The following is an 11,125-nucleotide window of genomic DNA, read 5'->3' as shown; positions in this document are numbered from 1 at the left end:
GTGCGGATGGTCAGGCCCGGCAGCATCAGGCTGGCCGACGCGACGCCGGTCGAGGTCGCCTCGGCCAGCCTGATGCTGCCGGGCCTGACCATCCGCACCGACCGGACGGAGCCGCCGGTGGCGCAATCGGTCCCCGAGGACGCCCGCCATCGCTACGCCGACCTGATCGGGCCGGACGCCATGGACAAGGAGCAGCGCTGCCTTGCCGAGGCCGTGTACTTCGAATCGCGCAGCGAGCCCGAGGCCGGCCAGGCCGCCGTCGCCCAGGTGGTGCTGAACCGCGTGAAGAGCGGGCTCTACCCGTCGAACGTCTGCGGCGTCGTTTACCAGAACCGACACCGCTACATGGGCTGCCAGTTCTCCTTCGCGTGCGAGGGCAAGGCCCTGCGCATCACCGATTCGGGCTCGTGGGCCACCGCCACCCGCATCGCGCAGTCGGTGATCGAGGGGCGCACCTACCTCGCCGAGGTCGGCGACGCGACGCACTACCATGCCGACTACGTCAAGCCGGGCTGGTCGCGGCGCCTGCGCAAGATGGACGTCATCGGCCGGCACATCTTCTACGAGCTCAAGCCCGGGCAGACGTAGGATTCGTGTAGCGCGCAAAATCGAATGGCACAGCGCGCAGGATCAAATGTCATCACCCCGTGGTGATGGAATACGTGGTGCCGCTGGCTGAGAACAGGTTGATCGCCGCCGTCGGGCACTTGGCATCAAGGACCAGGTTGGCGCCGGCTGCGATGGTGTGGCCGACCGCAGCGGTCGCCGCACCGCCGAAGCGGACCTGCATCGGGTTGGTGCCGGTGTTGCTGATGATCGCGAGCTGGCGGCTAGTGCTCCCTGTCACGGCCGCCACGCTGGCGCCCGCCGCGATCGTGCCGGAGGTATCTGCCGTGACCGTGCTGGAGTTCGCGACCAGCGATCCGCCCTCGATGTAGGTCGAAGGCGCGCTCCAGGGCGAGGCCTTGAGCACGATCGCAAAGGTGTTGGCCGTCGCGCCGTTGTTGCGCAGCCGCAGCGTCTTACCGCCGACGCTCGCCCGCCAAATGCCAGCCGAGATGATGGTGTTGAAGGTACGTCCCTGGGAGCTGCCGACGTTCGAGATGAAGGTCGCCGGCAATGGCTGCCAGTTGTTCGATCCGTCGCTTGCCTGCTGCTCCAGGAGCATCACGCCGCCGAACGCGGTGATGTGGATGTCGACGCTCCCCGCGCCCGTCGTGTCGAAGGTGAAGGCTGCGTTCGCCGTGGCGGCGAGCGTCACTGGCGACCCGCTCGGGATTGTGCCGTCCACCTGCGAGACACTGAGCGCACCCTGGTCTGATGCCATGGTCACCGGGACTGACGCTGCCTTCAGCGCCTGGCCTAGGACGGGGACGCGAGCGAGGTACGTCGTCCAATACGCGAGCCCCCGCTTGAACAGGGCGATCAGGCTAAATGTGCCGGCGTCCGTGGTAGCTGCGGTGTCCGTCGCAGAGCCCAGCGCGGCCGCCAGCGTGGGCGCCGTCACGACGGTATTCTGATCGACCTCTGCGATATTGGCGGCAGCTGGCGCGGCGATCACCGCTCCAGTGGTCATGTTCAGCCAGATCGCAGAGGATGCGGTCGGCGGGGTCGTCGCCTTGTTCACACCGACGACCCGCGCGACCACGTCACCGAGACTGTATCCAGTGCCGGCCGTCTTCACGTCGAAGTAGGCGGTGAGCAACGTGATGGCATTGTCCGACGCCACCGGGCGCAGGCTCGAAGCTGTGACGCTGGCCGTGCTTCCATCCGGGTTCGTAAACGTCACCGCGATTGCTTGGGTGCCTTCGTTCACGCTCTCGCGGCGGACGTAGAAGGCGGTCCCGTCGGTCCAGATCGAAGTCTCCAGATCGACCTGGGCCTGGAGGACGGACAGGATCGACGCGAGCTTCGCCGAGGCGTCGGCTTGCCCCGCGGCCGTCGAGGCATTGGCCGGGAGCGGCGCTCCGCCGTCCTCGTAGATCACCAGCAGTGGGTCCGACGCGTTCATCGCCGAGGTGTCGTACGCTAGGGTGAGCACCGATCCGGCGACGCTGGCGTATCCGAGATTGGGTACGGCGGCGGCATAGATCAGCGCGTTCGAGCGCAGGTTGATGACCGCGAAAAGCCGCCGCAGGTCGAAGTTGGCCAGCGTGGAGAAGTCGAGAGTGCGATTGATCGGCGAGAAGCCGTAGCCGGACAGAAGGGGCTGTTTCATGGGGTGGCCTCAACCGAAAATCAGGGCGTTGACGACGGTGAGCTGGCTCACCCGTTGGAGGTCGGCCGCGCTCGCCTTGGCATCGAGCGCGGCGCGCAAACCGGGGATGCTGTCGAGCTCGATGGCCGCGATCGCCGCGGCGACGGCCGCGATCGCAGCGGATACGGTCGCTCCGTTGACCGGGATGACGACCTCGACCACGTGCCCGGATCGCAGCTCGCCGAGGTAGGGCAGCGGTGAGGTCGCAAGCCCGCTGACGGGAACGCCGCTGCTCATGGGAGATCCTGAACCGGGAGGATGCCGCGAAGGAGCGGTAGGACCGATCCGTCGGCGAAGGTGGCGATGACCCCGAAGGCGAGGTTGCCCAGCGGCAGGGCCTGCGTAGCGGCTGGGGGCAGCGGGTAGGTCACCAGCGAACTCGCGGCGTCGAGCACGAGGCCACCGTTGGCGGCGGTGCTCTTCGTCTGCGAGAAGCCCGAGGCCTTCAGCGTCCAGCTGATGGTGGCCCCAGTAAGGTCGATCCGGCTGCCGACGCCGGTGAACATGTCGACCTGGCTCAGGGCGATCGCGATGTCGCCCGTGGCCCCACGCGTCACGGGGTCGAAGGTGTACTGCGCGATCATGCGAACACCACCGCAGCGCCAGCGGCATGGATCTCTGGAAGGGTTGTAGCGGCGCGGACCGCGGTCTTGCCTGCAAGCCTCCTGGTTCGGATCACCGCGAGAGCAGCGTCCGTCCGCTCGGCGCCCACAACGATGGCCCTGGCCCCTTCGATCAGATCGGACGCCGAGGCGTCGGCAGCCGCGACCAGAGGGAAGTCCGCAGGTGAAGGCTCATCCGCGGCGAGCACGCCCTTCGCCTGGTCGAGCGCACGGGCGTATTCCATCGCCTGGCCGGCGCCCGGCGTCATCACGCGCAGCCGCGCTGCCTCGGCTGCAACATCGATTGCCGTGCACGCAGCATCCTTAGCCCGCGCCAGCATCTCCGGTGGCGGGTTCGACACCAACCCGTCGTCAGCCGGATCGCCGAGCTTATGGATGGAGACCGGTCGGCCCTCCGGCGCGTACCAGACCTCGCCGCGATGGTCCGGGAGGATGACCCATTCTCCATCGGCCCAGCGCGGGCGGAAGCCGACGGTGGTCAGAGGCGGCGCGGCAAGCGTTCCGCCCGCCGGGGTCAGCACGGTGCCAATCCGATCGCGCACGGTTGGCATCTCCACGGACCGAAGAAAGTCGCCCGTGTCGGGTTCGAAGAAGTGGATCAGCATGGCGGCCCCTAAAGTCGAACCTGCTGCCATGCAGCATCGTCGTATTCGAACTCGACCCATGTGCCGGCGGGAACGGCGAGCGAGCCTGCGCCACCGATCAGGCGGAACCCCATGCCCGCCGTATCGCCGCCGTAGAGCGTGAACGGGACCGCGGCGTAGAGCCGAACCCGGCGCTCGGGGTAGCCACCGAGCATGTTGCCGTTACCGCCCGATCCATCCGCAGGCCCCGTCACGGTGAAGGTGCTGTGCCCCCATGGGGCCGACAACGTCGTGATCGGAATGCGAGGGCGCCCGAAGGTGATTGCCCGGTCACCGGCGAGCGGCGTCTTGCGGAAGGGTGATTTCGAGTTGGGCCAGTCGCCGAAATTGACCGCCCCCAACTGAAGCTGTGTCGTGTCGGCGAGGTCGAACGGCACGTCCGTGATCTGTCGAAAGCCGAAGCCGCCACCGATCGTGACGCGGCTCGTCGGCGACAGGGTTTTGAGGACGACAGGACCACCCACGATCTTGCCGCCGGTGACCTCAAGGTCGCCTCGCCGGACCAGATAGGCCGGTCCGGTGAGCGTCCCGGCGATATGGCCGACGATGGAGACGTGCTTGTGCAAGTCGCCGTACTCGTCGAGCTCGACGTCCAGCAGGGTCTGGGCAGACGCTGTGTGCCCGCCGATGATCCGGACGTGGTCGCTGTCGCCTTTGACGGTGAAAACGGTCTGAACCTGGATGTCGGCGATGGCCTGCTGCGCGACGCTATCGGCGCAGCAGTTGAGCCACTGCGTGGACTGCGCATTGTCCGAGATGTACGGCGTCTTAAAGCCGTAAGCGAACATCTCGCTGAACATCATGAAGTCAACCGAGTTGCGACTTCTCACAAACCAGCCGGGTCGGGTCAGGTATGGCGTCCCGGACATGATCGTCAGCCACGGGAAGCCGTGCCAACCCCGAACGTCGCCGATGTCGTTGCAGTCGTTGATGTCTAGCCCGTTTAGGCAGTCCACCAACACCCGGTGGGATCGGAGCGATTGAAACCCGTCCATCCGAAGTGCGTGCTCGAAGCCCAGCACCATCATCTCGTCGAACTGCACGCCATCGCCAGCGCCGATGAAGGCTGTTCCGGCGTAGGTCTCGGAGCCGGTGTTGCCTGGTCCGGTGGGGTTGGCGTCAGGGGCCATGCTCGGCAGCCCCTTCCGCATCGCGATGACACCGCGCGTCTTGCAGCCGGGGCCGAGGGTCACCGATGCGGTCGGGCTGATGACGAGAGCAGCGTTCAGAAGCGTCGGATCGGTATAGATGCGCTCCACATCGGCGTAGAAGATGTTGCGCTTGACGGCGCCACCCTCGCCCCATTGCTTCGCGCGCAGAGCCGCAGTGTTGAGTACGCGGCCCATAATGGCCTGCGCACCAAGATCTGACTCTAGGGTGGTGTTATTCTTGAGCACCAAGGGCGTATCGATCGGCATCCGCCCGATCAACCGAAACGGCCCGCCACCTCCAGCGGCCAAGCCATTCGCTGCGGTTTGCAGCTTTGGAGCGCCGTCTTCGCCAGGGCGAAGGAGTAGGTCGCCGACGGTAGCGACCAGCTCGCCGTTGTGATCCCGAAGCGGGCGAGCGTAATAACCGGAGCCGTTCTTCGTCAGAGACGTCGTCGGGATGCCATCCTGTACGCGCTGCAAGGCAATGCTCAGCGGGTCGGCGAACGCCAGCCAGATCGCGCCATCCTGCGACGTGAAGCCATCGGCGCCAGCGGGCAGCGGGCCAGTGATCCGGCCGTAGTCCGTCCCGAGCCCATCCTTCGCCGTGGCGCGGCCAAGGGTCCGGACAACCTGCACACTCGCCGCAATCGACTGGCCGGCGGCCGCCGAGCGCGTGGTCGGCGTGATCAGGTTTGGTGCGCCGAGCTGCTGCTCGACCTGAGTGAGGCGCGAGCCGGAGTTGATCGCCTCCTGTGCCGTGAGACGCGAGAGCACGTCCTGCGTCACGGGAGGCGGCGCCAACTGCCCCGTGACATCCGCAGAGGCCAGCGTCTCAACCCCCGTGACGCTATCTGCGCCAAAGGTCTGGACGAAGCGGCGGAAATAGACGGCTCCGTAGGGCGCGACCAACGTGATGCCTGGGCCTGCCTTGCGGGCCACATACCCGACAGCCAGCTGGCGTGGCGTGGACGTGGTCAGCGAGGCCAAGTTCGCGATGATGCCGACAGGGTTTCCAGCTAGCGGGTTCTCCGCCTGGTCGAGCCAGAAGACGCCAGTCCGCACGAGGTCGTTGTTGGGATCGGACGCGTTGGCGAGACGGACAACGGTGGCGCGCACTTCACGGATGCGGCCGGGCTCGATCGCTTCCACCTCGCGCGCCGCAACGATCCTGGCGCCGACGATACGCACGACGGCGCCCGTGTCGTTCCTGCCCATTGCCGAGAGCGGTAAGGGCGCCAAGCCATCCGCCGGACCGGCGAGTGCAGCAAACCCGGTAGCCATTGTAAAAGCCGAGCGTCCGTCACCCGGTCGAGCGCCCGACCCCGGCCCCGTCGTCAGCATGGCGACCAGGTCCGGAAGCTGCGCGAGCGTGACGAGCGCCGAGACTTCGGCCTCCAAATCAGACCTTAGGGCTTCGAGGTTTCTGCGAAGCTCGTCGCCTTGGGCCCCGACCACGTTGGAAACGCTGTTGACGGCCGAACTTAGGCTCACCGAGGTGTCGACGATCAGACTGCTCAGATTGCTGTCCGCCGTCGCGCGGTCGTTGATCTCCTGGTTGATCAGCCGCGCGATCAAGGCCGTCAGGACGTTGTTGAGCTGCCCTACTGCGATGATCCGGGCATTGACCTCTGTCGAGACGGCCGTACCCCGTGCCGTCGCCTCGCTGTTGAGCGCGTCAGCCAAACTCAAGAGCGTCGATTGAGCGGCCGATACGTCCGCGCGAAGGTTGGCGATGCCGGTCGGGTCGGTGCTGATGATACCGCGCAGAGCATCGACGAGCGCGGAGAGGCTGGCGCGCCCAATGGCCAGCTGGCCGTTGCCGGCATCGTAGTGCCCGATCACCTCTTTGAGGACGCCGAGTGGAAGGCTGGAGGTGCGGACGCCAGCGGCCATGATCACGAAACCTGAATGTTCGAGGGGCCGGCCGGCACGGATGCGGAAGGCGGGCTTTGCCCGTCCAGCGCGATCGCCCAGACGCGCCAGGTGCCTGTCGCGAGGCCGGAGAGGTTGGTGACGAGAGGCGTGTTAGGACCGCTCGCGATCGGATCGCCGGCGGCGTGCGCGCTGGAGAAGGTCGCGGCGGCCCCCGACGCGAGGTAGATCGCGGTCGCGACGCCGACTTCACTTGGGCTCGACGTGACCGTCACCTCGATCGTGCCAGCGCCGGGCGAGCTGAGGGTGAGAGCGGTCGGCGAAGACGGGGGCGCCGGATCGGTGGCGGCGACCACGTGCCCGGTGGTCGTGGTCCAGACGCCCTGTGTGCCCTGGCTGGCGATGGAAGCCGCCTGGATCTGCACCTGGTCGCCGGCGGCATAGCCATCGATGAGCACCGCGCCTGCGGCGGCCGGCGCGGCCACGATCGCGCTCCAGGCAGTTGCCCCGGCGATCCGGTGGCGAACGGCGAAGGTGACGACCGTCTGCGTTTCAGTCGAAGGCGCCTGGATGAGGACGACCACCGGATACGGATGGGCATCCGAGACCTGGCTCGCGGCCAGACGCCCCGAGATCACGTCGACGATGATCGGGATCTGGGGGGCGCCGACCGAGATCTGCGCCTGATCGCCGGCTCGGCCCGACCAGGCCGGCGGCAACTCGGCGTCGACCAAGGCCTCGATCTCGGGGGCGTGGTCGATCAGGGTGAGGCGGGCGCAGAGGTTCTCCAAGCCTTCGACGGCCTTGATCGTGCATGCGAAGCTCTCGCGCGTCGCCACGCCGAACAGGGCGAGGTTGCCGACCTCGGGGAGGTCGCCGGGGCCGTCGAGCGTGAGCAGCTGGGTCTCACCGCTGCCCGTCTTCACGCTGCGCAGGAGGCTCGACCCGTCGTCGCGCCGGAACCGGACGGCGTAGAGCACGCCCGTCTCGAAGCTGACCAGCTCGTCGAGGATCACGCGCGCGCCGTCGACCGCCTTTACGCGGGCCGAGACCTGGGCGTCGTCCAGGACATCGTGGCTGGCCAGCACGCGATCGCCGCGGCCGCAGGCGATCGCCTCCATGTCCTGGTTGAAGGTGTACGTGTCCGGCCGGTGGATCAGCTCGTACTGGCGCCGGCGCCCTTCGCGCCAGATCATGTCGGGGTTGGTGACACCCGGCATCTTCAGTTCCTCGACGATCTTCGGCGAGCCGGCGAAGCCCGGCCACGGCACGACGCGCTCGGCCTTGGAGAACCCGTTGGTCTCGTCCTGAAACTGGATCCGGAAGGCGTCCGGGAACACCGCGTAGGGCCGCTCGCCCTTGAAGCCCCAGCTGTTGCGCGGGGTGATGTGCGCCGAGACCGTGGCCAGTGCCCGGTCGACCACGACGCCCCAGGCCGTCCCGGTGTCCCGCGGCGTGGCACGGCCGGCGGCAGCGATGTCGACGAGCACGTCGAGGACGGAGGCCTCGAAGTCGTGGACGCGGTTGTAGGTGAGGCCCTTGGCCGCACAGAACGCGTGCCAGTCGCCGAGCGCGGCGACCTCGTCGTCGGGGAGCGGATAGGAGATCGCCGGCCCGGTGAGCACGTAGCGGAACAGCGCAGCCGGGTTGTTGGTCTCCCGCGTGATCCACGTCTTTGAGGGCTCGTCCCAATCCGGGCAGATCGAGCGCAAGTCGAAGTTCAACGCGTCGAGCATGCCGTTGAGCTGGCCGGTCGCCCGGATGCGACAGGCGGCGAGCGCCAGCGGCTTGTCGAAGTCGATCGGGTATTCCGGCCGGATCGAGCGCAAGGCCGACCAGGCGGACCGGCCGCTGTAGCGCTTGTCCCGCTTCGACTGGTCGGCCTCGTCCCAGTCCGTGGTGATGCGGGTCAGCTCGATCTCATACCGGCCGCGCTCGGGGAAGGTGATGTAGCTGGTGCGGGTGAGCGCCTTCGGCTTCTTGGCCGTCACGACAATCGCCGGTCCGCCGACCCAGGCATCCGTACCGGCCTTGCGGTAGCGGGTGGCGATCCCGACGGTGAAGGCGATGTTGCCGCCGTCCTTGTTCGTGCCGAACACGCCGCCGGGGAAGGTCACGTCTATCTCGCACGCCGTGCAGTCGGCCGCCGTCGTGCGGATCTGCGGGCCGCCGGTCGGCACAAGCGCGGTCAGCAGCTCGATCGAGAGCGGCTCCTCGACCACCTGCTGGGGGTACAGGGCCAGGCGGTCGTCGTTCGCGTAGCCGCCGCGGACCTCCAGCTCGACGTCGCCGTAGCGCTCGATCGGCGTCTCGCCGATGCGCGGGTTCGCGACCGTGAGCGGGCCGTAGCCACACAGGAAGCTCGCCACGACGTAGCGATAGTCGCCGACGGCTTGCGTGTAGGGGATCGCGGCGTAGGGCGGGGCGTACCGGACGAAGCCCAGCACCAGCGGGATCACGCCGTCGGGGGTCGCCTGGTTTCGGAGGCCGGAGATCGAATAGACCGGCTTGTCCTTGGCGCTGGAGCTGGGCGGCACCAGCGCGTTGAGCAGGAGCGTGCCAGCGAGCAGCGCGGTGCCGGAGATCGCTGCCGAGGCGAGCGCCGTCGTGGTCGCCGTCGCGCCGACGCCGATCGCGCTGAGAAGGGCCGGCGCGTAGAACTGGCCGGCGGCGACCGCCGCGACCGTGATCGCGATCGTCAAGACCGAGCGCAGGAGGTCGCCGCCAGGCACCGCCTGGATCAGCACCTGGCTGCCGGCCTTGGGGCGAACACCCTCCCAGAGGGCCGGCAGGATGACATGGCCGCCGACGGTGACACGGAGCCGGTCGCGGAGCGCGCCGCTGGCCTGCGGCAGCATCTGCGCGATCATGTCGGCGAGGCTGGCGCCCGGCTCGATCTGCGCCTCCACCAGGCCTAGCAGGGCGTCGAGGCACGAGGGCCGGGCGACGACGGCGACGCTACCCGACATGGGTGGCCTCCATCGTCGCGCGGTGCCGGTAGAAGCCGGAGAAGCGCGGCGACCAGCACCCGGTCGTGAAGTCGACGATCGCGCTCTCGCGGCCGGCAGTGATGTGGAGCATGCGCCCCTCCATCACGACGATGCCGACATGGGCCGCGATGCCGGCGCGCCGGAACACGGCGATGTCGAACGGCTGCGCCTCGGCGACGGCGACCCACGGCCCGACGGCGGTGCTGCGAGCGAACACGGCCGCGACCTCGGCCCGCTCCTGGATCGAGGCGACCTCGGCGCAGTAATCCGGCACAGGGATGCCGAGCATCTCGGCGTAGATCAGGCGCGCCAAGCCCCAGCACGCGATGCCGTCGCGCGTGAGCCCGCGCTCCCGCCAGGGCAGGCCGACGTAGGCGTTCGACCAGGCGCCGGTCGCTGCCCCGTGGACGTCCGTTGAAGCGGGCTTGAAGGCGAGCATCAGTGCAGCCCCGGGAAGCGGTCGGCGGTCATCCGCCCGGCCGGCATCGGCTCGGACGTCCAGGGCTCGCGCGAGATGTCCAGCGAGACCTGGGAGGCGTCGTAGGAGCCGCGGACGGCGCGCAGGCGCGTGTAGCGGGCCTCGATCACGTCGGGTGACGAGGCCAGCACGAGCCGCAGCTCGACGTCGGCCGGCGACAGGATCGAGCGGATCGCCTTGGCCATGCCGGAGGCGACGTTCTCGAACACGAGCGTCGTCTTGGGCGGGCTCTTGTCTTGGTCGTCGGGCAGGACCGCGCCCATCAGCACGAAGTCGTAGACCTCGCCCTGGTGGCGCGTGCCGTAGGCGAGCGGGTCTGCCGAGATGCGCACGGTCGGATCGCTCGACAGGTAGACCGGGGCCGGGAGCGAGGCGTGGGTGATGATCACGAGCATCACCATGACCTCGTCGGTCTGGCCGTCCTGGAGCGCAGCGCGCGCGGAGATCGAGACGGTCTGCGCCATCAGGGCAGCACCTCGATCTGGAAGCTGACGCGGTAGAAGGCACCGGCGACGTTCTTAATCGAGGGCGCCTGGTCGCCGGAGAACATCGCCAGCCACCAGGACGCGGCCACGATCGGCAGGCCGGAGGCATCGAGCAGGGGCACGCCCGGCGCCGCCAGCAGCGGCAGGCCGTCGAGGATCTGATCGGGCAGGAGGAACGGCAGGCAGCCGCCGCCGGTGTCCTCGTCCCAGAACCGCTCGAACCGGGCCGCGAGGTCGACGGGCAAGTCCATCGCACCCGTGACCGGCGCGACGGCGGCCGACGAGCCGCGACGGCGCTTCGACGGACCGCGCTCCATCTTCGTCGAGAGGCGGCCGTCGGCAAGCGTGCGGCCGAAGCCGTCGCGCAGGAAGCGCTGGGGGAGGTCGGAGGGCCAGATCGGGATCATCGACCCGCCACCCTGCGCTGGCCCAGCGTCGCGGCCGTCTTCGAGCCCGGCCGCGCCACGGCGGCAGCCGTCATCTCGTCGACCTGGATTTCGACGCGCGCGCCACGCCCGCGATGTGGGCCGTGACCTCGCTCGCACCGGCCGAGGCCTGTGCGACGTTGCGCACGATCTCCTGGGTCGCCGCTCCCTGCTCCTCGACGGCCGCCGCGATCGTTGCG

The 11,125-nt window shown here is 68.4% G+C and carries 10 protein-coding genes; 1 reads left to right on the top strand and 9 read right to left on the bottom strand.

Features of this window, described 5'->3' with window-relative positions; translation table 11 throughout:
* The coding region (locus tag FV230_RS17605; protein ID WP_147843326.1) for a cell wall hydrolase at positions 1–588 on the top strand (588 nt) is incomplete at its 5' end.
* A 52-nt stretch (positions 589–640) separates the two neighbouring features.
* Here FV230_RS17605 and FV230_RS17600 read toward each other — a convergent pair.
* From FV230_RS17600 to FV230_RS17560, 9 genes are all read right to left on the bottom strand, one after another.
* Positions 641–2,218, bottom strand: a complete 1,578-nt coding sequence (locus FV230_RS17600; RefSeq protein ID WP_147843325.1) for a hypothetical protein — start codon at positions 2,216–2,218, stop codon at positions 641–643.
* A gap of 9 nt (positions 2,219–2,227) precedes the next feature.
* Positions 2,228–2,419: a hypothetical protein gene (locus FV230_RS17595; protein ID WP_147843324.1), complete on the bottom strand. Its 192-nt coding sequence runs from the start codon at positions 2,417–2,419 to the stop codon at positions 2,228–2,230.
* A 71-nt stretch (positions 2,420–2,490) separates the two neighbouring features.
* Entirely contained in the window at positions 2,491–2,841 is a 351-nt protein-coding gene (locus tag FV230_RS17590; RefSeq protein WP_147843323.1) for a hypothetical protein, read from the bottom strand.
* Positions 2,838–3,515, bottom strand: a complete 678-nt coding sequence (locus FV230_RS17585; protein WP_210248643.1) for a hypothetical protein — start codon at positions 3,513–3,515, stop codon at positions 2,838–2,840. Before FV230_RS17585 ends, FV230_RS17590 begins: the two co-directional genes overlap by 4 nt.
* Positions 3,494–6,568 (bottom strand): hypothetical protein, encoded by a 3,075-nt coding sequence (locus tag FV230_RS17580; protein WP_147843321.1) that lies wholly within the window; start codon positions 6,566–6,568, stop codon positions 3,494–3,496. The genes FV230_RS17585 and FV230_RS17580 overlap by 22 nt, the downstream gene beginning before the upstream one ends.
* Before the next feature lie 2 nt (positions 6,569–6,570).
* Positions 6,571–9,516 (bottom strand): host specificity factor TipJ family phage tail protein, encoded by a 2,946-nt coding sequence (locus FV230_RS17575; protein ID WP_147843320.1) that lies wholly within the window; start codon positions 9,514–9,516, stop codon positions 6,571–6,573.
* Positions 9,506–9,976, bottom strand: a complete 471-nt coding sequence (locus tag FV230_RS17570) for an NlpC/P60 family protein (protein WP_147843319.1) — start codon at positions 9,974–9,976, stop codon at positions 9,506–9,508. The genes FV230_RS17575 and FV230_RS17570 overlap by 11 nt, the downstream gene beginning before the upstream one ends.
* Complete coding sequence (locus FV230_RS17565) at positions 9,976–10,479, bottom strand: hypothetical protein (protein ID WP_147843318.1); 504 nt, start codon at positions 10,477–10,479, stop codon at positions 9,976–9,978. Before FV230_RS17565 ends, FV230_RS17570 begins: the two co-directional genes overlap by 1 nt.
* Entirely contained in the window at positions 10,479–10,907 is a 429-nt protein-coding gene (locus FV230_RS17560; protein WP_147843317.1) for a hypothetical protein, read from the bottom strand. The genes FV230_RS17565 and FV230_RS17560 overlap by 1 nt, the downstream gene beginning before the upstream one ends.
* Between the last annotated feature and the right edge of the window lie 218 nt (positions 10,908–11,125).

This window comes from Methylobacterium sp. WL6, from assembly GCF_008040095.1.
Taxonomy (GTDB): Bacteria; Pseudomonadota; Alphaproteobacteria; order Rhizobiales; family Beijerinckiaceae; genus Methylobacterium.
Note: the sequence above shows the minus strand (reverse complement) of the source record. Positions and strands in the feature narration are given on the sequence as shown.

Excerpts from the sequence above, each read along its gene's own strand:
- FV230_RS17565 (WP_147843318.1), bottom strand. The coding sequence starts at position 10,479 with ATGGCGCAGACCGTCTCGATCTCCGCGCGCGCTGCGCTCCAGGACGGC.
- FV230_RS17585 (WP_210248643.1), bottom strand. The coding sequence starts at position 3,515 with ATGGCAGCAGGTTCGACTTTAGGGGCCGCCATGCTGATCCACTTCTTC.
- FV230_RS17560 (WP_147843317.1), bottom strand. The coding sequence starts at position 10,907 with ATGATCCCGATCTGGCCCTCCGACCTCCCCCAGCGCTTCCTGCGCGAC.
- FV230_RS17570 (WP_147843319.1), bottom strand. The coding sequence starts at position 9,976 with ATGCTCGCCTTCAAGCCCGCTTCAACGGACGTCCACGGGGCAGCGACC.
- FV230_RS17580 (WP_147843321.1), bottom strand. The coding sequence starts at position 6,568 with ATGGCCGCTGGCGTCCGCACCTCCAGCCTTCCACTCGGCGTCCTCAAA.
- FV230_RS17575 (WP_147843320.1), bottom strand. The coding sequence starts at position 9,516 with ATGTCGGGTAGCGTCGCCGTCGTCGCCCGGCCCTCGTGCCTCGACGCC.
- FV230_RS17600 (WP_147843325.1), bottom strand. The coding sequence starts at position 2,218 with ATGAAACAGCCCCTTCTGTCCGGCTACGGCTTCTCGCCGATCAATCGC.
- FV230_RS17590 (WP_147843323.1), bottom strand. The coding sequence starts at position 2,841 with ATGATCGCGCAGTACACCTTCGACCCCGTGACGCGTGGGGCCACGGGC.